Annotated in this window: 20 protein-coding genes; 7 read left to right on the plus strand and 13 right to left on the minus strand. The window is 56.0% G+C overall.

Features of this window, described 5'->3' with window-relative positions; all coding sequences use genetic code 11:
* Positions 1-73 precede the first annotated feature (73 nt).
* The 4 genes from QHL1GM_RS04010 to QHL1GM_RS04025 are packed head-to-tail and all read right to left on the minus strand — an operon-like array spanning position 74 to position 4,678.
* Positions 74-1,462, minus strand: a complete 1,389-nt coding sequence (locus QHL1GM_RS04010; RefSeq protein ID WP_071693320.1) for a hypothetical protein — start codon at positions 1,460-1,462, stop codon at positions 74-76.
* Positions 1,459-1,929 (minus strand): PaaI family thioesterase, encoded by a 471-nt coding sequence (locus tag QHL1GM_RS04015; protein ID WP_071693321.1) that lies wholly within the window; start codon positions 1,927-1,929, stop codon positions 1,459-1,461. Before QHL1GM_RS04015 ends, QHL1GM_RS04010 begins: the two co-directional genes overlap by 4 nt.
* Positions 1,926-3,527 (minus strand): class I adenylate-forming enzyme family protein, encoded by a 1,602-nt coding sequence (locus tag QHL1GM_RS04020; protein ID WP_071693322.1) that lies wholly within the window; start codon positions 3,525-3,527, stop codon positions 1,926-1,928. Before QHL1GM_RS04020 ends, QHL1GM_RS04015 begins: the two co-directional genes overlap by 4 nt.
* Positions 3,527-4,678: an acyl-CoA dehydrogenase family protein gene (locus tag QHL1GM_RS04025; RefSeq protein ID WP_071693323.1), complete on the minus strand. Its 1,152-nt coding sequence runs from the start codon at positions 4,676-4,678 to the stop codon at positions 3,527-3,529. The genes QHL1GM_RS04020 and QHL1GM_RS04025 overlap by 1 nt, the downstream gene beginning before the upstream one ends.
* 220 nt (positions 4,679-4,898) lie before the next feature.
* Between QHL1GM_RS04025 and QHL1GM_RS04030 the strand changes: the two genes are divergently transcribed.
* The 7 genes from QHL1GM_RS04030 (at position 4,899) to QHL1GM_RS04060 (ending at position 12,203) form a co-directional block, all read left to right on the plus strand.
* A complete protein-coding gene (locus QHL1GM_RS04030) occupies positions 4,899-6,422 on the plus strand; it encodes a 3-hydroxyacyl-CoA dehydrogenase (protein WP_071693324.1) in 1,524 nt (507 codons plus the stop codon).
* 26 nt (positions 6,423-6,448) lie between these two features.
* Positions 6,449-7,657 (plus strand): 3-oxoadipyl-CoA thiolase, encoded by a 1,209-nt coding sequence (locus QHL1GM_RS04035; protein WP_071693325.1) that lies wholly within the window; start codon positions 6,449-6,451, stop codon positions 7,655-7,657.
* Between the two features lie 102 nt (positions 7,658-7,759).
* A complete protein-coding gene (locus tag QHL1GM_RS04040) occupies positions 7,760-8,581 on the plus strand; it encodes an IclR family transcriptional regulator (protein ID WP_071693326.1) in 822 nt (273 codons plus the stop codon).
* Between the two features lie 93 nt (positions 8,582-8,674).
* Entirely contained in the window at positions 8,675-9,808 is a 1,134-nt protein-coding gene (locus QHL1GM_RS04045) for an ABC transporter permease (RefSeq protein WP_071693327.1), read from the plus strand.
* Positions 9,808-10,632 (plus strand): ABC transporter ATP-binding protein, encoded by an 825-nt coding sequence (locus tag QHL1GM_RS04050; protein WP_071695911.1) that lies wholly within the window; start codon positions 9,808-9,810, stop codon positions 10,630-10,632. Before QHL1GM_RS04045 ends, QHL1GM_RS04050 begins: the two co-directional genes overlap by 1 nt.
* 6 nt (positions 10,633-10,638) lie before the next feature.
* Positions 10,639-11,580 carry an MlaD family protein gene (locus QHL1GM_RS04055; protein WP_071693328.1) on the plus strand — a complete coding sequence of 314 codons (942 nt, stop codon included), beginning with the start codon at positions 10,639-10,641 and terminating at the stop codon, positions 11,578-11,580.
* Positions 11,577-12,203: an ABC-type transport auxiliary lipoprotein family protein gene (locus tag QHL1GM_RS04060; RefSeq protein WP_071693329.1), complete on the plus strand. Its 627-nt coding sequence runs from the start codon at positions 11,577-11,579 to the stop codon at positions 12,201-12,203. The genes QHL1GM_RS04055 and QHL1GM_RS04060 overlap by 4 nt, the downstream gene beginning before the upstream one ends.
* A gap of 25 nt (positions 12,204-12,228) precedes the next feature.
* Here the strand turns inward: QHL1GM_RS04060 and QHL1GM_RS04065 are convergent, their stop codons facing one another.
* The 9 genes from QHL1GM_RS04065 to cysS form a co-directional block, all read right to left on the minus strand.
* Entirely contained in the window at positions 12,229-14,076 is a 1,848-nt protein-coding gene (locus QHL1GM_RS04065) for a protein kinase (RefSeq protein WP_071693330.1), read from the minus strand.
* Positions 14,077-14,087: 11 nt separating this feature from the next.
* On the minus strand, positions 14,088-15,380 hold the full coding sequence (locus QHL1GM_RS04070) for a 2-oxo acid dehydrogenase subunit E2 (RefSeq protein WP_071693331.1): 1,293 nt from the start codon (positions 15,378-15,380) through the stop codon (positions 14,088-14,090).
* 38 nt (positions 15,381-15,418) lie between these two features.
* Complete coding sequence (locus QHL1GM_RS04075; protein ID WP_071693332.1) at positions 15,419-16,396, minus strand: alpha-ketoacid dehydrogenase subunit beta; 978 nt, start codon at positions 16,394-16,396, stop codon at positions 15,419-15,421.
* Position 16,397: 1 nt separating this feature from the next.
* Positions 16,398-17,600: a thiamine pyrophosphate-dependent dehydrogenase E1 component subunit alpha gene (locus tag QHL1GM_RS04080; RefSeq protein ID WP_071693333.1), complete on the minus strand. Its 1,203-nt coding sequence runs from the start codon at positions 17,598-17,600 to the stop codon at positions 16,398-16,400.
* A gap of 182 nt (positions 17,601-17,782) precedes the next feature.
* The gene (locus tag QHL1GM_RS04085; protein WP_071693334.1) at positions 17,783-18,562 is read right to left on the minus strand and encodes an ABC transporter permease; all 780 of its coding nucleotides are present in this window, start codon (positions 18,560-18,562) and stop codon (positions 17,783-17,785) included.
* Positions 18,549-19,511 (minus strand): ABC transporter ATP-binding protein, encoded by a 963-nt coding sequence (locus tag QHL1GM_RS04090; RefSeq protein WP_071693335.1) that lies wholly within the window; start codon positions 19,509-19,511, stop codon positions 18,549-18,551. Before QHL1GM_RS04090 ends, QHL1GM_RS04085 begins: the two co-directional genes overlap by 14 nt.
* Positions 19,508-20,707, minus strand: coding sequence for an ABC transporter permease (locus QHL1GM_RS04095; RefSeq protein ID WP_071693336.1), 1,200 nt, complete (start codon positions 20,705-20,707; stop codon positions 19,508-19,510). The genes QHL1GM_RS04090 and QHL1GM_RS04095 overlap by 4 nt, the downstream gene beginning before the upstream one ends.
* A 48-nt stretch (positions 20,708-20,755) precedes the next feature.
* Positions 20,756-21,682: an ABC transporter substrate-binding protein gene (locus QHL1GM_RS04100; protein ID WP_071693337.1), complete on the minus strand. Its 927-nt coding sequence runs from the start codon at positions 21,680-21,682 to the stop codon at positions 20,756-20,758.
* Positions 21,683-21,823: 141 nt separating this feature from the next.
* On the minus strand, positions 21,824-23,227 hold the full coding sequence (cysS, locus tag QHL1GM_RS04105; RefSeq protein WP_175540413.1) for a cysteine--tRNA ligase: 1,404 nt from the start codon (positions 23,225-23,227) through the stop codon (positions 21,824-21,826).
* Positions 23,228-23,232: the final 5 nt, after the last annotated feature.

Here is a 23,232-nt window from a genome sequence, read left to right on the forward strand (position 1 = left end):
ACTATTTCACTTTATAACAAGAACAATAAAAAAACGCCGACCAAAGGTCAAGCGCTTCCGCATTCTTACCCCCTTAAAAGGGAGACCATACAAACCATGCAGCCAACAACGGTATCGAGGCTACCAGAAACCTGCCGTTCCAGCGGTAGCCAATCCGTGTGGCGGGTACCCCGGTAAATCGGGATAAAATCAGCATCGATGCGGTCATGGGTGACGACATTAGCGCCAGCGCCCAGCCCACCATCAGCGATGCACCTATCAGCGCAGGTGTTAGCCCCTCAATGGCTAACTGCGGTAGCAGCCCCACCAGCAGCGTTACCGTCACGATAGGATTAACGCCTACCTGGGCCAGCCCCACCACCATCAACATGGCCAGCACGGCATTAAAGGCACCCCACTGATTCAGCACCGACAATAGCGGCGCCAACTGCTGAGTGTCTACCAGTCCAACGCATAAGTGCCCCAAATAACCCGCCGCCCCTAGCACCACGATCTCATTGACACTGGGCGAAAGCAGCCATGGCAACTGACGATGCACCGCGCTTACGGCTGCAGGCAGCCCGCCGAAGCCAAGCCTGCGCCGCTGCCAGGCAAGCCAAATCAGCGCCCCCGTGGGAGCACCTAACAGCGCGGCAATGGGTAAGCGCAGCTCTAATAGCCAGGCAAGGCTAAACACCAGCGCCACAATCCCTAGCAGCAACACACTGAACTCGGCCAACGGGCGTAACGAGGGAGCAGCTACCGTTGCTTTATTGGCAGGTGGATGTGGGCCGGTGAGGAAATCTACCGCCCAGCCTGCCAGAAAAATCAGCGTAGCGGCGCCCAAAATATACGGCGCAAGCGCCAGCCAAGTAACCTGAGGAAGGCTCGACAGCACCACCGCCACCCCAATACCCATGGGGGAGATCAGCGGCGCCAGGGAAAAGCCACGTAGCAGCGCCAACATCATGCGCCGCTGGCGAGCCTCTCGCACCCAGGCACGCCCTTGGGCCGCTACCAGCGTGTTGCTTTTTTCAATCATGGCGGCAAACAAGTTAAGCACGCCGATATTGAGAATAATGCCAAACAGCGCAGAACCGAGCGATAAAATCGGGTAGCGGCGACTAGGCGGTTGAAGCAGCATGCTTTGCCCACATCGACGCACCAAACGTGAACGGTAAGCAGGCAAACGTAGCATACTCAACGCCACCACAAAGGTAGCAAAAAATGCAAAACGGCCGCTGGCGTCAAACAGCAGTTGGCTTGGGTTTGGTGAACGCCAGAGCGCTAGCAGCGACATTATAAAGGCTACTAACAGTAACCCTTTGGCCATACGCGTTAGCTTGCCAGCAAGCGTTAATAGATAGAGCAGCAACGCGGCAATGCCGACGGACTGCCAAAACAGGCTGCCGACCACCAGATGAAACAGCGTTGCCAAGGTGACCAGCAGTAATAGAGAGACCCGCAGGCGGGCTGGATTCACTCAGCGGGCTCCCTGGGTTTGTTTTCCGGGAATCCCTCAGCCGATTCACTACCGCTGCGACGACGGAACGATCCCTCACCCATGGCCACTAAATTGCCCTTTTCGTCGACAATCTCACCGCTGGTCATATAGGTTTTTTGCCCACCGCCGCGCAGCGTACCCGTTGCTCGTAGCACGCCCTGTCGAGCAGGACCCACAAAGGTGGTGGTCAGTGACAGCGTCATCCCACGACGAATATTTCCCGGCACCTCACAGTGCAAGCCTGCCAAGCTCAGTGCGCTATCCAGCATCGAGGCCAGCACACCGCCGTGAACATTGCCGCTACGGTTGAGGTGTTTGGCCTCGATAGTGAGCTCCACCACGGCACGGTCTTGCTGCCACTCAACCACATGCATACCCAGTAGCTCGTGATAGCCCATGAGTGCTTGTTGAGACGTATCGGGAGTATGTATTTGCGAATGACTCATGAGGCGCTCTCCTGCTGGGCTAAATCACGCAGGCGACCTTTAAGAATCTTTCCGCTGGCGGTGGAAGGAAGCGTATCCATTAATACAATTTGGGTCGGGCGCTTGTACGGTGCCAACCGCTCGGCGATAAATGCCTTTAGCTCCGCCACATCAACTTCGACTCCCGGCTCGCACTGCACAAATGCCACGACTTCTTCGTTACCGGCGATTTGACGACCCACAACGGCGGCTAGCGTGACTGCCGGGTGCTCGTTGATCACCGCTTCGACATCCGGCGGATAGATATTGAAGCCTGAGCGGATAATTAGCTCTTTGCTACGCCCCACAATATACAGCTGATCATCGTGATCGAGTTTGGCGATATCGCCGGTATTGAGCCAACCATTTTCGGTTAGGGTGGCACGGGTGGCTTCCGGCTGACGAAAGTAGCCTTTCATAATATTGGGGCCGCGCACCCATAGCTCACCCACTTCATCTCCGGCCTGCTCGGCAGTTCCGCTATCGCTAAGCGGTTCCAGGCGATACTCAAGTAGTGGCAATACCCGTCCAACGGTGCTAGTTGCATGGCGATCATCAATACGGGTCTGGCTGATGGTGGGGCTCGCCTCGGTTAAGCCGTAGCCATTGTGCAACGTCAGGCCAAAGGCAGCCTCTACCCGCACTTTGGTGTCGCTATCTAACGGCGAGCCACCCGCAGAGATGTAAATCAGCTCAGGCGCTTCTAATGAGCGCTGCTCACGTTTTAAAAACTCTAACGCGCGGGCATACATCGCCGGCACACCCTGGAGTACGGTAATTCGCTCATGCTTTAGCGTCGCCAGCATATGGGCGGCATCAAAACGCGGCACGGTATACAGGCAAGCGCCGTTATAGAGCGATCCCATGCACACCGAAGAGAGGCCAAATACGTGGGACATCGGCAGCACGCCGTACACCCGCTGGCCTTTGCTCAAATGACGCATGCCGCCCGAAATAGAGGCGATATAGAGAATGCCACGGTGGGTCAGCATGACCCCTTTGGGCGTGCCAGTGGTGCCCGAGGTGTAGATCATCGCCGCCACCTGCTCGGCGCCGCTCGCGCATACCGGCTCGGGTTCGCTGTCATACAGCGGCGAAATGGCCAGCCCACCCAACTGAGGGTGCTGGTAGCGGTCAGCCGCGTGGCGCTCGGCGTGCTGGCACGCCTCTTGGGATGCTTCGCAGGTATAGAAGACTCGCCGGGGCAGGCAGTTGCCCTGAATTAGATCTACTTCCTGTGCAGAGAGGCGCGAATTCACAATCGCCACCCATGCATTCAGCTCACTGGCAGCCAGCAGCAGCACGACCAGAGCACGACAGTTTTCACTCACCGTCATAATCCGGTCGCCAGGGCGAATGCCCAATGCGATTAACCAGTCACAGGCGGCGTGTATTTCTTGGCCAAGCTCCCCATAACTCCAGCGCACATTGCCATCCACAATAGCCGGGTGCTCGCCAAGCAGCTTGGCATTTTCCAGCACGCGGGTACTGAGGCGCTCGGGAAGCTCGGCCACCAGCTCGCTGGCGAGGCGGCCAAAAATAGGCTCGTCCGGCGCTTGGTAGGAAACCGATAAAGCCATTAGGACGCCTCCCGCACCATATTACGAGCAATGACGATTTGTTGAATCTGGGTAGTCCCTTCGTAGATACGAAATAGCCGCACATCGCGGTAAAAACGCTCAACCGCGTATTCCGACATGTAGCCCGCCCCACCGTGAACCTGCACCGCGCGGTCTGCTACCCGGCCAACCATTTCGGCGCAGAACAGTTTGCAGCAGGAAGCTAGTGTTGAAACATTTTCGCCGTCATCTTTACGCCGTGCGGCATCCATCACCATGGTTTTGCCTGCATAAGCTTCGGTTTTGCTATCCGCCAACATGGCTTGGATCAATTGGTGCTCGGCAAGCGCCGCGCCAAACTGCTTACGCTCCATGGTGTAGCGCAGCGACTCTTCCACTAAGCGCTCGGCCACGCCTACACAGACCGCCGAAATATGCAGTCGCCCACGATCGAGCACCTTCATCGCCGTTTTAAAGCCCTGCCCCTCTTTTCCGCCAATAATATTTTCAGCGGGCACCCGGCAGTTATCGAAAATGATATCGCAGGTATGGGCGCCCTTCTGGCCCATCTTGTTATCCGCAGGGCCACGGATTAACCCTGGAGCATCTCCCTCCACGATAAAGGCTGAAATACCGCCTGCGCCTTTATTCTCTGGATTGGTGCGCGCCATCACGGTAAACAGATCGGCTTCTGGGCCGTTGGTGATATAGCGCTTGGTACCGTTCAAGATATAGTCATCGCCATCCCGCACCGCCGTAGTGCGCAGGCTTGCAGCGTCGGAGCCAGAATCGGGCTCGGTGAGGCAGAACGAGCTAAGAATCTCGCCCGTTGCCAAGCGGGGCACATACTTGGCTTTCTGCTCATCGGTGCCATCGATCAGAATACCCTGGGCGCCAATGCCGTTGTTGGTGCCAAACACCGAGCGAAAGGCGGGGGAGGTTTTACCAATCTCCATTGCCACCAGCGCTTCCTCCTCCATGGTCAGGCCCAGGCCGCCGTACTCTTCTGGAATCGACAGCCCAAACAGGCCCATCTCTTTCATTTCTGCAAGAATTTCCGGAGGCACCGCATCCTCTTCGGCTAGGCGTGCCTCATTGGGAATAAGGCGCTCACGGACAAAGCGGGCGATGGTATCGACAAGCTGGTTAATTAATTCGGGATCGCGAATCATGACGGCTCCTGGTGGCAACAGTTTTTATCATTAGAGTTTTATCATTAGCAGTAGCGCTGAGCGTGGACAGTGCGCATATTTTGCATAGCAAAACTATAGTCCACTATTCTTGTCAGGCACTTTTGCATAGCCTAGGATGGCAGTCAATAATTGAAACACTATTTTGCAATGCAGAATCACAATGCTAAATAAGCACCCATTTGCAGAGAGGACTTAGCGTATGGCTAGCGAATCAACACCTACCCCTTTTACCACGCTTGGCATCGTCGGCACCGGCGCCATGGGGCGTGGCATCGCACAGTTGGCTGCCCAGGCCGGTCTGGACGTTATGCTTTTCGACGTTAAAGAGGGCGCCGTACAAGAAGCTAAAACCTTTATTAATGGCCTATGGCAGAGAAGTGCAGAAAAGCAGCGCATTACTGCGGATCAGGCGCACCACTATAGTGAGCGGTTGAATGAAGCCAGCGAGCTTGCCGCGCTGGCCCCCTGCGATATTGTTGTGGAAGCCATTGTCGAGAAGCTGGAGGCCAAGCAGGGGCTGTTTAGCGATTTAGAAGGCATCGTCAGCCAACAGGCGGTATTAGCGACCAATACCTCTTCGCTCTCCGTTACGGCCATTGCCGCCGCCTGCCAGCACCCTGAGCGAGTGATCGGTTTTCACTTCTTTAACCCCGTGCCGCTAATGAAGATTGCCGAGGTCATCCCTGGTCTACGTACCGCAAATGTGGTGACTCAGCGGGTCAATGCCCTGGGCGAAGCCATGGGCCACTTTACGGCTCAGGCCACCGATACACCTGGGTTTCTGGTTAACCATGCCGGGCGTGCATTCGGTACCGAAGCGCTGCGAATTTTAGGCGAAAGAGTGACAGACCCGGCAACCATTGACCGCATTATGGTCGATCAGTGCGGATTCCGGATGGGCCCCTTTACGCTGCTTGATCTTACCGGGCTGGATGTCTCCCACGCCGTAATGGAATCGGTGTATCACCAATATTATGAGGAAGCGCGCTTTCGCCCTTCACCGCTAACCCGGCAACGCCTGGCCGCGGGCTTGCTGGGGCGCAAAACCGGCGAAGGCTTTTACCGTTACGTAGAAGGCAAGCAGCAGATGCCGGATGAGCCGGTCATCAAGCCTGCCTCACCTTGCCCGGTATGGATTAGCCCTGAAGACCCCGAGAGCGTCAAAGCGCTCACTGCGCTAGTCAATGCGGCGGGCTGGGCGTTAGAAACAGGCACGCAGCCGTCTGAACAAGCGCTCTGTTTGCTTACCCCTTTCGGCGAAGATACCACTAGCTGCGCACTACGCCAGGGAGTAGACGCCAAGCAGTGTGTGGCGGTGGATATGCTCGCAGGGCTCGATAAACGCCGCAGCCTGATGGCCACGCCCATTACCCATTCCGCTTTCATCCAAGCAGCGCAAAGCCTGCTCAATCACGATGGTACGCCGGTGAGCACGCTTCAAGACAGTAACGGTTTCGTACTTCAGCGGGTGATTGCCTGCATCGTCAACGTCGGTGCCGACATCGCCCAGCAAGGCGTTGCTGAGCCCGCGACTATCGACCGGGCGGTTGAGCTGGGTTTGGGCTACCCCTTCGGGCCGCTTCGCATGGGCGACCATTACGGCGCCAGACGCATCATGACGATATTGACCAACCTGCTTGAGGCCACCGGCGACCCACGCTATCGGCCAAGCCCGTGGCTGCGCCGCCGCGCCGCGCTGCAAATATCGTTAACTACCGCTTAATCCTACCAATAACAAGGAGCACCACCATGCAAGACGCCTATATTTACGACGGTTTACGCACCCCTTTTGGTCGCCACGGCGGCAGCTTAGCGGCTATTCGCCCAGATGAGCTGTTGGGGCTGACGCTTAAAGCACTGGTAGCCCGCAACCCGTTCGCACTCGAAAGCTACGAAGAGGTGCTGGCAGGCTGCACCAACCAGGCGGGGGAAGATTCACGCAACGTGGCCCGTCACGGCGCATTGTTGGCAGGCCTGCCCATCGAAGTAGCGGGGCAAACCGTTAACCGGCTTTGCGGCAGTGGCCTGGCAGCGATGATGGATGCCGCCCGGGCGGCACGGCTAGGTGAAGGCGAACTGTTTTTAGCGGGCGGCGTTGAGTCCATGTCTCGGGCGCCTTATGTCTTGGGTAAAGCGGGCTCCCCTTATGCCCGCAACCAGCCGATGTACGATACGGTGATTGGCTCTCGCTTTCCCAACCCCAGGATTGCCAAAGAGTACGGCAGCCACAGCATGCCGGAAACTGCTGACAACATTGCCAACGACCTGAATATTGGTCGCGATGCCAGCGACGCCTTTGCCGCTCGCTCTCAAGCTCGCTACGCCAAGGCCCTTGCTGACGGTTTCTATGATGGAGAGATGTTGGGCGTTGAGGTGCCCCAAGGGCGCAAACAGCCGCCACTGTTGGTGGATAAAGACGAACACCCACGCCCGCAAAGCACTGAAGACAAGTTGGCCCAACTGGGCGCGCTGTTTGAGGGTGGCGTTGTCACCGCGGGGAACGCCTCGGGCCTTAACGACGGCGCCGCGGCCATGATTGTTGGCACCATGGCCGCCGGTGAACGTGTGGGTCTAACGCCCCGCGCGCGCATTGTCGCCAGCGCCGTTGCCGGTGTTGCTCCGCGGGTTATGGGGCTGGGGCCAGTACCCGCTTCGCAAAAAGCACTGGCGCGTGCCGGGCTTTCCCTTGAGCAGATGGATGTAATTGAAATTAACGAAGCGTTCGCCGTTCAGGTGCTTGGCTGCGTGCAGCAGTTGGGTCTCTCCGTCGATGATCCGCGCTTGAACGCCAACGGCGGCGCTATTGCCATCGGCCATCCCCTGGGGGCTTCAGGAGCACGCTTGGCGCTTACGGCCCTCCGCCAGCTTGAAGCGACCGGTGGGCGCTACGCGTTGGTCACCATGTGCATCGGCGTCGGCCAGGGCATTGCTACGATTATCGAGCGTCTGGACGGTTAATTTAATTTTAAACTGCCGCTATTTCGTTGATGGGTATGAACGCTGCGTCTAAGTAGATATGCGATACTGGGCGCCATAAGCCACCTATTGTTGGGATATTGAATGCACCCCACCGACACTGATGCTGACGACCCCCAGCTTCCTGGTAAAGATCGTAACTTTGTGACCGCGCTAGCGCGCGGTTTAGAATTGCTGCGCGCCTTTGGCGCAGGCGAAGAGTATTTAGGCAATGCGGAGCTCTCCAACCGTACGAGCATCCCTCGCCCGACGGTGTCACGGTTAACCTATACCCTGACGCAGTTGGGCTATCTACAGCACAATACCCACTTAGAGAAGTACCGGCTCGGCCCAGGTGTCTTAGCTTTGGGGTATCGCTTTCTCGCCAATATGGGCATTCGCGAAATTGCCCGTCCTCATTTACAAAAATTTGCCGATGCTACCGACTGCAACGTTAGCCTGGGCGGCGCTGACCGCAGCGATATGGTCTATTTGGAAACCTGCCACGGCCATGGCCCGCTAATCATTCGCTTAGATGCTGGCTCCCGCCTGCCCATTGCCACTTCCGCGATTGGTCGCGCCTGGCTATGCGGCTTGTCTGTCGAACGGCGCCAGCAGGTGCTCCAAGAGTTGGCCAGCGAGTATGGCAATGATTGGCCGCGTTATGAAGCGGGCATACAACAGAGTTTAAAAGACTATGCGCAGTTCGGTTTTTGTCTTTCTGAGCAGGATTGGCAGCGCGACATTAGCGCGGTGGCGATGCCGCTGATTTTGGAAGATGGTGCCGAGGTCATGGCGATTAACTGTGGCGGTTCTAGCCTGCGCTTGGATCATGACCGCTTGGTGAATAACTTAGGCCCGCGCCTCAAAGAAGTCGCTAATCAAATTAAGCAGGAACTAGCGCCAAGAAACCGCTCTATAAGGTAGGTTTGAGCCAGGGAGGCTTTCACTAACGCTCGTTTGAATGCATCATAGACTTCTAAACAAGTGCCTAGATATCAAGAGCACCAAGGAGTGGGGATGCCAAGCGAGTGGATAGCGCGTCATGATCAAACAGTAGCGCTCAAAGGCGAATGGACGCTTGCCAACTACCGGCATATCAAAACGGCGCTTATTAACACAGAGCTTATTAACACAGAGCTGGGCAAGCCAACGGATGCGACGGTTTCGCTAGAAGCAATAACGCGCCTTGATACCGCCGGTGCCATACTTGTTGTTGAACTGATTGGCGTTGAGAAAGCGCAGGCAGTAGCCGACTGGGCAGCAGAGCTGCCGAGAGAGCAGCAGGCGCTGCTTATTCGTATTGCCGAAGCCATGGAAGCACCGCTTGACGTTGATCCCCCAACCTATTCACGTATTAGCCAAGCGCTTGCCAGCGTGGGCCAACAAATGGTGGGGCTTTGGTCTCAGCAGCGCCAGCTGCTGGCCTTTATTGGTCTTGTGATGGCCACCCTCTTCCAACTGGTATTGCGGCCACGCCACTGGCGCTTAACGGCCACCGTTGCCCATATTCAGCAGAGCGGTCTTAACGCCGTACCCATCGTCGCGTTACTCACCTTTATGGTGGGCGCCGTCGTGGCTTTCCTTGGCGCTACCGTTTTGCAGGATTTTGGCGCCACGATTTATACCATCGATCTTGTAGCGTTCTCTTTCTTGCGAGAGTTCGGCGTTCTGCTAGCTGCGATACTACTCGCGGGGCGAACCGCCAGCGCCTTTACTGCCCAAATTGGCGCCATGAAATCCAATGAAGAGATTGATGCCCTGCAGGCCCAAGGGCTAGACCCTATCGAGCTTTTGGTGCTTCCACGGGTAATGGCGATGTTGATTAGCCTGCCCATGCTCGCCTTTGTGGGTATGCTCAGCGGGTTAGCGGGAGGCGCTATGGTCACCTCCCTATCGCTGGATATTTCACTTACCCAGTTTATGGCCACGCTGCAAAAAGACGTATCGGTGACGCATTTTTTGGTAGGTCTTAGCAAAGCACCGGTGTTTGCCTTTGTGATCGCCGTTATTGGCTGCCTTGAAGGCTTTAAGGTCAGCGGCAGCGCGCAGTCGGTTGGGGAACATACAACGTCAAGCGTCGTTCAGTCGATTTTTATGGTGATTCTGATTGATGCCGTCGCCGCGCTATTCTTTATGGAGATGGGCTGGTGATCGATTCAGACAAACCGACAGAGCAAAACAACCAACCGGTCATTAAGGTTCGAGGCTTGGTCAATCGCTTTGGCACTCATGTGGTTCACGAAAACTTAGATTTAACCCTCGAACGCGGGGAAATACTAGGCGTTGTAGGCGGTTCGGGTACCGGTAAATCAGTGCTATTACGCAGCATCGTCGGTTTGAAGCGCCCCAATGACGGCACGGTTGAAGTCCTTGGCACAACCCTTAACGAGCTTGACGATGCACAGCGCAGCCAAATAGAGCGGCGCTTTGGCGTGCTGTTTCAGCGCGGCGCGCTGTTTAGCTCGCTGAACCTGCAAGAGAATATTGCCCTACCGCTGATTGAGCACGCCAGGCTTCCCCGTGAAGACGCCGAGCATCTTGCCAGGGTCAAGCTATCATTGGTCGGGCTTCCGCCACAGGCCGCGCTGCAATTTCCTGAGTCGCTATCCGGCGGCATGATCAAACGCGCCGCCCTCGCCCGCGCATTAGCGCTTGACCCTGACATTCTTTTTCTTGATGAGCCTACCGCTGGCCTTGACCCTATCGGCGCTGCGGCCTTCGACCAGCTGCTGGTCACCCTTCGCGATGCGCTGGGATTCAGCGTATTTCTGGTTACCCATGACTTGGATACGCTCTACGCCGCCTGCGACCGGGTAGCGGTACTCTCGCAAAAACGCGTATTAGTCGTAGATACCATTGATAAAGTGGCGGACACCGACGACGAATGGGTTCAAGACTACTTTCACGGGCCGCGTGGTCGAGCCGCTCAGCGTGCTCATACCGCCTCTTCAACGAATGCTTACACTCAGGAGTGAGGGTCGATGGAAACCCGCGCGCATCACGTTTTGATAGGTTTGTTCACACTGGGAACCGCCGTCGCGGCGCTACTGTTTGCACTATGGATGAGCTATGCAGCCGGTGAACGTAGCTACCAGCCTTACCGTATTCTTTTTGAGCGCAGCGTCAGCGGCTTATCGGTCGGCAGTCGAGTGCAATATAACGGTATTGAGGTGGGGGACGTTACCGAGCTGAACCTCAATCCTGATGACCCACGGCAGGTGATTGCCCATATCCGCGTCTACGATGACGCGCCGATTAAAAAAGACACCCGGGCAAAACTCGCTTTTGCCAGTATTACCGGCAGCATGTCCGTGCAACTCCACGGCGGCACCCCGGAAGCCCCGCTGCTGATTGACCAATCGGATATCGAAGCGCCGTTTATACGCGCAGACCCCTCGCCCATCGCCACGCTGTTCGATGAAGGTGAAGATATGATTGAGAACATCAACTCAATCCTGAAAAACGTTAACGAGCTGTTTGACGACAATAACCGTGAGGAGACGGGCAATATTTTAACCAACATTGCTCAGATCACCGAAATGATTGCCAATCAACAGGACGCTCTGGACCAAAACATGGCGCTTTTCGGCGAGGCGACTCGCCAAGCGACGACCACACTTAACAGCATCGACGCACTTAGCCAGGAAGCGACGCAGTTGCTGCGTCAAGATGGCCGGCTGGTAATGCAGAGCGCCGCCGATGCAAGCGATGATGTGGCCCGTGCGGCTCAGCGTATTGAGCAATTAGTAGAGACTAACGCTGGCGCCATCGAAGGCAGCCTGCAGGGCGCGCAAGATATTGCCCCGGTGCTCTCTTCGCTGCGCACCACGCTCGCTACGCTGGATCGTATTACTCGTCAGCTAGAGGAGAGCCCAACGAACTTTTTCCTGGGCCGTGATCAGGTAGAGGAGTTCCGTCCATGACTCTGCGCCCCACCGCTATCGTTTTAGTTTGCGCTGCGTTGCTATTCAGCAGTGGCTGTTCAATATTGCCCGAAAGTGAACCAGCGACGCTGTATCGTCTGCCCAGTATCGATGTGCAGCCCGTTACCCCGTCATCCGATTCTATAACAACCCATCAACGCCTAGCAGTGGCTGCTCCCCAGGCGGGACATTTACTAAGTAGCAACCGCATTGTGGTCTACCCAGAGGGCAATATCGTTAATGTGTATGAAGGTGCCCGCTGGCAGGAGGATGCCCCTGATTTACTTCAGTCGCGTTTGATCACGGGGCTACAGCAGAGCCGCCTATTTGCCAGCGTGGGTAGCGATAGCCTGCCTTCCGAGCGACTGCTGCTCAGCGAACTACGTCACTTTCAGAGCGACTACGCTACCCATCCGCCCACGGTGAAAGTTCAGCTCGATGTTCAGCTCGTCAGCACTCAAAACCGCGCGTCAATCGCGACTCAAAGCTTCACCACCAGCGCGCAATCAATAAGTACCGATATACCTGACGTGGTTAATGCGTTTGGTATCGCTAGTGACGAGCTTGCTGAGCAACTGGTCAACTGGCTGGCCAATCAGGAGGAAGCAAATACACTTGATTAAGCTAGCATTGACTAAGCCAGCGTGATTAGGAGGTTTTTTCCCTTCGGACATACTCCCGCGGGTCGCGGGGGTAGTAGCGTTCGGGCTGGCTTTCCAGGTGGGTAAAGTAGCGAGTGTCTTTGTAGGGCATCTTCATGTAGCCCGAGACGCCTAGGCCCTCTATTTGGTCTACTGAAGCGAGAATGCGCGCCAGCAGCGTGCGGAACTCACCCTCTCGAGCCGGATCCAGCAGGCGGTAGTAGCTATGTATTTTGAGGTGTTGCGGCAACGCCTCAAAAATAATCATTCCGGTGTGGTGAATATCATTGAGCTGCTGCAGCACATGCATAATCGCCTCTGGCAGTACCAACAGCTCTTCTGGGTCGGGGCCATCTTCAAAGTAGCTGTGCTGACGGGTGCGATCCTCGAGCTCCGGTACTGCGCTCAACTCGTAGCCTATCGCCATGCTGGGTTCGCTAACGAAGGCTTCATCCACGGAAGCTCGTTCTAAGTGCAGTGTTTGCCGCGCATTAAACAAGCAGCTTTTAAACACGCCCTGGCGGTGGATTGCCCGCGCCAGATGTACCATATTGTTAACCGCTTCGATAAAGGCGGGCTTCAGCGTCGGGTCGTGTAAATTTAGCGACGAGTCGATATATACCCCTTCCCGCTCCCAACGTACCGCCAAGCCCCCCACCACCGGATATTTACCCAAGCGGCTCACCGACGCCAAAAAAGCCTTTTCGGTTTCACCCATACCCTGCATAAACTGCTTATAGTAGCGATCTAACTGCACATCATTGACATCATTCAGGGTTTCTTGAGCATTCGCTTCACGCAGGAAGGCTTTGCGCGAGCTATATACGACGGTATCGATCTCCTGATGCGCGGGGCGCGCCCATACCGGCACCAGCGGTACATTGAGCGATGCGGGCAGATCGATCATTACTACCCTGGCCATACGCGGCATGTTGTTTAAAAAATAGTCGCCCGCTTTACGCCTCACCTGAGGGTCAGGGTCGAGCATGCCATCCAGGGTGCGGGCAAACTCCATCGGCAAACCCAACGAACTGGCGGGAATCGCCCGATGGCCAAATCGACACGACTGCGCCGACGCCAGCGCATACAGGGTTCCCGCTGCTCCCTGCTCATCGAACCGCGGCGATGACAGTGCGCCGTTCAACTGCTCATCGCCGATAAAGTAGACATCGCCCAGGCGGGCATTGGTTTGCTGCAGATTATCCGACATCAGCTCCATTACGTTGGCACCCACAAACTGCAGCTGTGCGTCTAATTGGGCAAATACCGATGAACCCCAGTCGATCAGCGCAATAGACTCCTGCTCGGCGTCATACACCAAGTTAGAAGGCTTAATATCACCATGCACCACCGGCCGTGCCTGGGGGCCTGACTCCCGGCGCAGGGCAATCAGGATGTCGGCCAACTGCTCTGCTATGCGCACAATTAAGCGTGGTGAGAGGCGCCCCTGTTTAAGCGATACCTGCTCTAAATTCCAGCCAGGTGCACGCTCCATCACCAGAATGGACTGCCCCCGGGAACGCTGGTAAGCAATGAGACCTGGAATGCGGGGATGGGAGACCTGCTCGAGCATAAACGCCTCCTCTTCGAGGCGCTCCTGCAAGTGCGTGGGTAGGGTAATGCGCGAGAATTTAAAGACATAGTGCGCTATAGCGCCTTGGTGGCCGGTGCTGCCGGCAAATACAAAACCGTAGGCACCCTTGCCAATGAGCTCGATGCCCTGATAGCCCAACTGGGAGAGTTGCGCCTGGCACAGCGCCACCCAGTCTTTAAGCTTACGGGCATCGTGATGGCTCAGCAGATAGACCGACTGCTCTTCGGGTATGTAAAACTGCTGAAGCGGTGCCTGGGACATAAGTCGCCTTGCTAGCCCAAGTGGAGCAACATGGTCTCTGGGGCTTCCAGAAAGCCCTTCCAGGCATTACAGAAACGCGCAATGGTACCACCGTCAATAAAGCGGTGATCGCCCGCCCAAGTGATGGTCATAATCGCGCGGCGCTGCACCGCACCCTGCTCATCAAAGCGTGGCAACCATTGGGTTTTACCAATGGCCACAATGGCGGCTTCCGGCGCGTTAATAATTGGCGCGGCGTAAGTGCCTCCCAGGGCGCCGATATTGGAAATACTAATCGTGCCACCTTTTAGATCTGCCTGATCAACCCGACCTTCCCGCGCTGAGGTGGTTAAACGGCCGACTTCCCGGGCAATTTCCAACAGGGTTAAGCGCTCAACGTTTTTGACATTGGGCACCATCAAACCCGCTTTGCTATCCACCGCCATACCGATATTACAATGGGGGTAGTAGTGCAGCTCATTCCCCGCGGCATTTAACTGGGCATTAACGATGGGCTCTTCGGCGACGGCTAACGCCATGGCTTTCATAAAAAACGGCATCAATGTCAGCCGCTCGCCCTGGGCCTCAGCCACCGGTTTCAAGCGCTCTCGCAGCGCCAGCAGCGCGGTAACGTCGATCTCTTCGCCGTAGTGAAAATGGGGAATAGTGCTGGCTGCTTCCACCATACGCTTGGCCATGACCGCCCGCACGCCGCGAAGGGGCTCCACTCTGGGCGCCTGGGTTTCGGCTTGGTTTTTAACAGCTGTTTTTTTAACCGCAGGGTTGTTAAGAGCGGTTTGGCTAGATGAAGATGCTTGGTCAAGATGCGCCAGCACGTCCTCTTTTAGCACCCGACCATCTTTGCCGCTGCCGGCGATCTCCGTGAGCTGTAGCGAGTGTTCACGCACTAGGCGCCTAACGGCAGGGCTGGCTGGAACCTTGTTATATAATGCGCCAGCAGCCGGAGTACCTTTAGAAGTGGACGGTTCAGCCGTCTGTGCCTTTGGCCTTTCACTGGCGGCAGATTGGGCAGCTTCTGACTCGGCCTCGCTGTTTTTATTATTAGCTTGGTCGCCAGCTGGGCTTTCCCCCTCCACTTGATAGGCATACAACGGTGCATGGACTTTAGCAATTTGGCCCTGGGCCACATACAGTTTGGTCACGACGCCAGCTTCGGGTGCGGTAATCTCCACCAGGGCCTTGTCGGTCATTACTTCAACGATAGGCTGGTCTTCTTCAATTTGATCGCCTTCAGCGACGCGCCATTCGACGACTTCGCACTCGACGATGCCTTCGCCAATATCCGGCAGTAAAAAATCGCTCATTGTTGTTCTCCCCATGCGTACTTAGGCATTAATAGCCGCTAAAAGTTGACGCTTTCGCGAATCGCTTCAAAAATCTTCAGGTGATCAGGCAGATACTCTTTTTCCAGCACCAGCGGAAAAGGCGTATCCAGACCCGTCACCCGGGCAATGGGCGATTCCAGGTAGAGAAAACAACGCTCTTGAATAGTAGCAGCAATTTCACCGGCAAAACCGCCGGTTAACGGCGCTTCATGGCTCACCACGAGCCGGCCGGTTTTTAATACCGATTCAGCCACCGTATCCGCATCCCAGGGCAGCAGTGAGCGCAGATCGATCACTTCACAGGCGATGCCCTGCTCTTCTGCTAACTCAACCGCTTTGCCGATCACCTCCATCTGCGCGCCCCAGCCCACCACGGTGATATCCGTGCCCTCCTTGGTGATTTCGGCTTCGCCAATGGGAAGCTGGTAATCCTCTTCGGGCACGTCGCCTACCGAAGCGCGATAGAGCCGTTTGGGCTCCAGAAAAAGCACCGGATCCGGGTCGCGAATAGCGGCAAGCAGTAGCCCTTTGGCCTGATAGGGGTTGCGCGGCACCACCACCTTTAATCCAGGTGTATGGGTGAAATAGGCTTCGGGTGATTGGGAGTGATAGAGTCCACCGGCGATACCGCCGCCGTAAGGTGTGCGAATGGTCAATCCGCCAACGTTAAACAGATCGCCTGAGCGGTAGCGGAACTTGGCGGTTTCGTTAACGATCTGGTCAAACGCGGGAAAGATATAGTCGGCAAACTGTATTTCTGCCACAGGCACCGAGCCTTGGGCCGCCAAGCCGTTGGCAAAGCCGATAATACCCTGCTCGACAAGGGGGGTGTTGAAGCAGCGCGCTTTGCCGTACTTCTCCTGCAGATGACTGGTGGCCCGAAATACGCCGCCAAAAATACCTACGTCTTCACCAAAGCAGATGACTTTTTCATCCTCTGCCATGGAGATATCCAGTGCATTATTAATTGCCTGGAGCATGTTCATGGTAGCCATGTTACGCCTCTCCCTGGGTATCGGTCTCGGTGCCCACGTCTAAATCCAACGACTGCGCCCCGCGGGGGTAAGCCTCGGGGTAGCGACGGATATGGCGTTTTAACTGATCGAATTGGCGCTGCAGCGAGGGAGTGATATCGGCATACACATCGCTGATCAGGCTCTCTAGCGGCGGCGATGAGCGCTTTTCTGCCCGCTTCATGGTTTCCAGTACTTCACGGCGAAGAGTTTCCTGCTGGGTGGTCTCCTCCTCTTCGCTCCACCACTGTTTCTTCAAGAGCCATTTTTGCAGCCGCAGCAGTGGGTCTTTGGCGCGCCACACCTCCTCCTCATCTTTCGAGCGATAGCCAGAAGGGTCATCGGAAGAGGAGTGCGCGGCAAGGCGATAGCTCATGGCCTCGATCAATACCGGCTGATTTTGCTCAACGGCGATCTTGCGTGCCTGCCGAGTTGCCTCGTAAACAGCCAGCACGTCGTTCCCATCTACCCGGATCACGTGCATGTGGTAGCCAAAGGCACGCGGAGCGATACCGTCGGCCGCAAACTGCTCGACGGCGGGTGTGGAAATGGCATAGCCATTGTTACGGCAGAAGAAAATCACCGGCACCTGATGCACTGAGGCCATATTCAGCGCGGCGTGGAAGTCTCCCTCAGAGGCAGCGCCTTCACCAAAAAAAGTTAACGTGCAGTGACCGTGACCGGCAAGTTTTTGCCCGTAGGCGTAGCCCGTCGCCTGGGGGATCTGAGTAGCTAAAGGCGACGAGATGGTCATGTAGTGCAGCTTACGTGACCCATAGTGAATCGGCATTTGGCGGCCTTTGCCATAGTCCAGCTCGTTGCCGAACAGCTGATTCATAAATTCGTCGATTGAGAAGCCGCGATACATTAAAGCGCCCTGCTCGCGGTACTGGGCCATAATCATATCGGCGTCATTAAGCGCAGCGGTGGCGCCCACTACGGCGGCCTCTTCCCCGGTACACTGCATGTAGAAGCTCAACCGCCCTTGGCGCTGAGCCGCCATCATGCGCTCATCGAGAATACGCGTGGCCAGCATCGCCTGGTAGATACGCCGGGCGTGATCGCGTTCGAGTACCGGCTCAGTAGCGCCGCTATGCAGCTCACCTTCGGGGTTAAGCAGGCTGAAGGTAGGAATTGAAAATTCGTCGCCGGTCATGAACTCCGGCTGGTGTACGTACTGTGTCATCATTATTGTCCTTGTTTTACCCCTTTTGAGGGCAGTGTTGTTGGTATTGACCGTTTATGCCAGTGGATTTATCTGTCATAGGCCAACGCAACACCTAGCTACCACAACATTTAGGACAATAACGCAGCGCAAGGACTTTAGGGATGCTACTTAAGACGCAGAGACGTTAAACCGCAGAACAATTAGGTATCAGAGATACGTGCACGGAGTTGACGCTGCAACACTTCGAACAGGCTATCAATTGTCAGGGCCAACAACGCAATGGTCAGCGCCCCTTGCACCACATAGGCCATATTGCCGTTCACGATACCGGAGATAATCGGGTCGCCCAGGTTGCTAGCCCCCACGGTAGCCCCTAAGGCAGCCGTGGCGATATTGATGGTTACCGAGGTACGGACGCCCGCCAAAATGACCGGCGCTGCCAGCGGCAGCTCAACTTGGCGCAGGAGTTGCGTTGGTGTCATGCCCATGGCGTGGGCGGCGGTTTTAATATCGCCTTCGACCCCCTGCAGACCGGCAAGGGTATTGCGCACGATAGGTAGCAGCCCATAGAGCATCAAAGCGACAATAATCGGTAAGGTGCCAAAACCCAGAACGGGCACCGCCAGCGCCAGGACGGCCACCGGGGGAAACGTTTGCCCCAGCGATGCCAACTGGGCCACTAACGGTAGAAAGTCACTGCCCCAGCTGCGGGTAACGGCAATGCCTGCGGCGACCCCCACGATAATGGTCACCACCGCGGCAATACCAACCACAAAGAGATGGCGGCCAAGCAAGGTGACAAAACCGGCGCGGTCGTAGATTACCTGGCGGGCATCGGGCTCTATCCAGCGAAACAGTGGCTCGGCTGCGGACATCGCCAGCACACTGAGCAACAGCAGTAGACCCCACACCAACGGCCATAGCCACAGCGGCGCTTTTTTGCCGGGCTGCGCGACGCTAAGCGAATTACTCACGCGCATTTCCCTTATCCAACTGAGCTTCCTTAATAATTCTGCGCAGCGATAGCTCGCCAATGGGGACATCGTGCTGGTCGACGACGGCAAGCCTATCGCTGTGGTCGCGCAGCATCATGGAGAGTGCCTGACGCAGCGAGAAGTCTGCCGGTATTCGCGACTGGGCGGGCAAAGTAGGCCCCATAGAGGTCATGTGATCTTTCACACGGGTTAACGCCGCCTGCTTAAGGCCCCGCTCAAGGCCACCCAGCAGCGACTCGACAAAAGGGTCAACGGGGTTTTGCAATAGCGCCAGCGGTGAACCTTGTTGCACGATTCGCCCTTCACGCATCACCACTAAGTGATCCGCCAGCTTAAGCGCTTCATCCATATCGTGGGTCACGAACACCACGGTTTTGTGTAGCCGCCCTTGTAGCTTGGCCAGCTCATCCTGGAGTTTTTCACGGGTAATGGGATCAAGCGCGCCGAAGGGTTCATCCATCAGCAATATATCCGGGTCTGCCGCCAGGGCACGGGCAACGCCTACTCGCTGCGCCTGCCCCCCGGAAAGCTGATGCGGATATTTATGCCCAAACTCATCGACCGGCAAGCCGAGCAAATGCATTAACTCCGCCACCCGCGACTGGACGTCGGTTGCTGACCATTTCAATAAGCGTGGCACCAGGCCAATGTTGCGCGCAACGTTCCAGTGGGGAAAAAGCCCGGTGTGCTGAATCACATAGCCAATCCGGCGGCGTAATTTCACCGGGTCATACGCGTCAATCGCCTGGCCATCGAGGATGATGTCGCCTTCGCTGTGCTCAATTAAGCGGTTGATCATACGTAGCGTGGTCGATTTACCACAGCCGGAGGTACCCACTAAAGCACAGAATTTACCCTTCGGTACCCGTAGCGAAATATCGTCCACCGCGGTTTCATCCCCAAACCGCTTGGATACGTGGGAGAGCTCGATCATCTTGTTCCTCCGGGGCGCAGCGCTTCTGCCAAGGCACCTAAGCCCGCATCCACCACCAGAGCCAGCATTAAAATAGGCAACGCGCCAAGCAACACCATATCCATGGCAGCCTGACCTAAGCCTTGAAAAATAAAGGTACCCAGCCCGCCTGCACCAATCAGGGCGGCAACTGCGGTGAGCCCAACGGCCTGTACAGTGGTAATCCTCACCCCTTCCAACAGCACCGGCAGCGCCAGCGGTAACCGCACCTGCCAAAAGCGCTGCCCGGCACGCATGCCCATCCCTTTGGCGGCTTCTAATGTGTCGGGACTCACTTGTTCAAGCGCGGTATAGGTATTGCGCACAATAGGCAGCAGGCTATAGGCAATGAGGGCAATTAAGGCGGGCGTTGTGCCAATACCGCTAACGCCAAGCTGGCCTAAAAAAGGTACGTTGGCGGCAAGCCAGGCGAGCGGCGCCAGCAGTAGACCGAATAGCGCCAAGCTGGGAATGGTTTGAAGAAAATTGAGGACGGCGAACGCGCCCTTCTGGAGCCGGGCGTAACGGCGCATCAGCATGGCAAGCGCCAACCCAAGCACAATACTGACGCTAACGGCGATACCAACCAGCTTAATATGTTGCGCGACGGCGCTTAGAAACTGTTGATCACGGGCTTTAAATTCTTGAACGAGGGCAAGCGTTTCCAGCCCTAAAGCCGCACAGAGCCACCACACCATCGCAACACAACACAGCAGCAGCGTAGGCCATATCCGCGTGAGGTTTAAGCGTAACCGTAGTTCTACCAAGCACAGCAGGAGTACAAACAGTACAACCCAATACGCTGCCCCCAAACCCAAACGCGCTTGAGGCATCTCAGGGTCAATGAGTAAATAGCTGCTCGCTATCAACCCCACCGGCATCAGCGCCATTATGACTACCACCGCCGCTAGCAGCGCCCGGTAGTGACGCTGGCTAGGCTCCCAGGCGAGAATGCCTATACAGGAGAGCAATAACGTTACTAATAGCGCACCGGGCCAACCAAAAGCTGTTAAGGCGCCATATCCCGTACCCAACACAATGCGATTGGGGGCCATGCTGACCACGTCAAGGATCCAGAACGCGGCCAACATCGTTAGGCTAAGGCTAACAAGCACAATATTCGGGTGCCGCCCTTCCCAGCGAAGCCGCGGGGTGGGCAGTGCATCCATTAGTGACATTAATTAGTTATCCCGAGCGTCAGCATTGGTTATTAAGAACATCAAGCATTAGTTATTAAGCGTGTCGAGATAGTCACTGGCCACTTGGGCTGGAGACAGCCCGTTAACGGCGACATCAGCATTGAGCGTTTGCAGAGTCACCAAATCCAGGCTGGTGAAAACTTCATTGAGCAGCGTTTCTATTTCTGGATACGTTTCCAGTACGCTTTCACGCACCACTGGGGCAGGCTGATACACCGGCTGCACACCCTTAGTGTCTTCCAGCACTACCAGCCCCAGCGCACTTAAGCCACCGTCCGTGCCATAGGTCATAGCGCCATTAACGCCGCTGGTCTGCTGGGCGGCGGCCCGCATGGTAGCGGCGGTATTACCACCAGAAAGCACTAACAGTTGATCATCGCTTAACTCAAACCCGTAGGCGTCCTGGAACGCGGGTAGGGCTTGAGCAGACTCAACGAATTCAGCGCTCGCGGCAAATTTGAAATCACCGCCATCGGCCAAATAGGCAGCGAGATCTTCAAGGTTCACCAGTTCATTCTCTTCGGCGACATCCTCGCGAATGCTCATTGCCCAGGTGTTATTAGCGCTGGCGGGTTGCAGCCATATCAAGCCTTGCTCCGCATCACGTTCGCGTACTGTTTCATATGCCTGGTCAGCATTATTCCATACGGGACTATCGGTCATATCGAAAAAGAACGCGCCATTACCCGTGTATTCTGGGTAAAGGTCAATTTCGCCTGCTTCTAAGGCAGTGCGCACGACGCTAGTTCCGCCCAGCTGTAAGCGGTTTTCGGTCGCAATGTCATTGCGCTCCAGGGTCTGAACAATCAGCTCCCCCAGAACCGAACCTTCGGTATCGATTTTGGATGACACTACGACGGGCTCGTTGGCACTGACAGGAGAAAAGGCCGCAATGGACACGGCACAGGCAGCGATTAAGGGCTTAGCAATGAAAGAATTAGCTGAAAAGCGCATCTTTGAATTCCTTTTGAAGTGGGCTTTTTAACGAATGAGGCTCTTATATTGCCATTATAAGAGCCTTCAGCTTAGCTATTATAAAAGCCCTCAGCGTTTAAGTTAGCGCATAAGCTACCAACGAGTGATTAAGGTTCTTGATTAAGGCGCTTCAAACACCCAAGAAGTCCCTTCCCTGGAGTCTTTCAGAATAATTCCCATCGCAGCAAGTTCATCACGAATCGCATCCGCCTGGGCGAAGTCTTTATTGGCTTTAGCCTCAATGCGCTGAGCAATTTTCGCTTCGATCTCACTCTCGCTAAGCGGCATGCCCTGCTGCTGCGTGCCTTTTAAGAAGGTTTGTGGCACCTGCTGAAGAAGCCCCAGAATAGACCCAAGCTGCTTTAACTCACCCGCGAGTTTGGCGGCTTCAACTGGCTGCTCTTGCTTGGCGCGATTGACCTCGCGAGCCAGCTCAAACATCACCGCCAGGGCTTCAGGTGTATTGAAGTCATCGTCCATTACCTGGGTAAAGCGCTCACGGTAAGCCGCAGCGTCGTCGTTTGCCTCACCATTTGCATCGCCTAGTTCAAGACCTTCCAACGCGGTGTACAAGCGCGTTAGCGATTTACGCGCCTCGGTCAGTGAATCAACTGAGTAGTTGATCGGGCTACGGTAGTGACTAGCCACCAGCAGAAAGCGCACCACTTCAGGGTCGTGCTCGGCCAGCACGTCGCGAATGGTGAAAAAATTGCCCAGGGATTTGGACATCTTTTCCTGATTCACCCGCACGGCGCCAGCATGCATCCAGGTATTAACGTAGGTTTTGCCGGTGGCCGCTTCGCTTTGCGCGATCTCATTTTCATGGTGCGGGAAGGTTAGATCCGGTCCGCCGCCATGAATGTCGAAGGTATCGCCCAAGCAGCAAGTCGACATGGCCGAGCACTCAATGTGCCAGCCAGGCCGCCCATTCCCCCAGGGGGACGCCCAGTGCGCCTCCCCTGGCTTAGCGGCCTTCCAAAGCACAAAGTCGAGGGGGTCTTCTTTATGAACATCCACATCAACCCGCGCGCCTGAACGCATATCGTCTAACTGGCGGTTATTGAGCTTGCCGTAATCGGCGAATTTGCGCACGCGGTAGTAGACATCACCGTTATCGGCCGCGTAGGCAAAGCCTTTTTCAATCAGCGTTTCAATCATCGCCACAATATCGTCGATATGGCCGGTGGCGCGGGGCTCATGGCTGGGCGGCAAGACAAATAGGCGCGCCTCGTCTTCGTGCATGGCGTCAATCATGCGCTCTGTCAGCGCAGTGATGCTTTCACCATTCTCGTCGGCGCGCTTGAGGATCTTATCGTCGATATCGGTAATGTTGCGCACGTAGTTAACGCCATAGCCGCGCTCACGCAGATAGCGGGTGATGACGTCAAAGGCGACCATGACGCGAGCGTGCCCTAGGTGGCAGTAGTCATACACCGTCATGCCGCATACATACATGCTCACCTTACCCGCTTCCAGCGGGGTGAAAGGTTCTTTGCGGCGCGTCAGCGTATTGTAAATATGCATATGGC

Origin of the sequence: Halomonas sp. QHL1, assembly GCF_001882345.1 — a bacterium.
Taxonomy (GTDB): domain Bacteria; phylum Pseudomonadota; class Gammaproteobacteria; order Pseudomonadales; family Halomonadaceae; genus Vreelandella.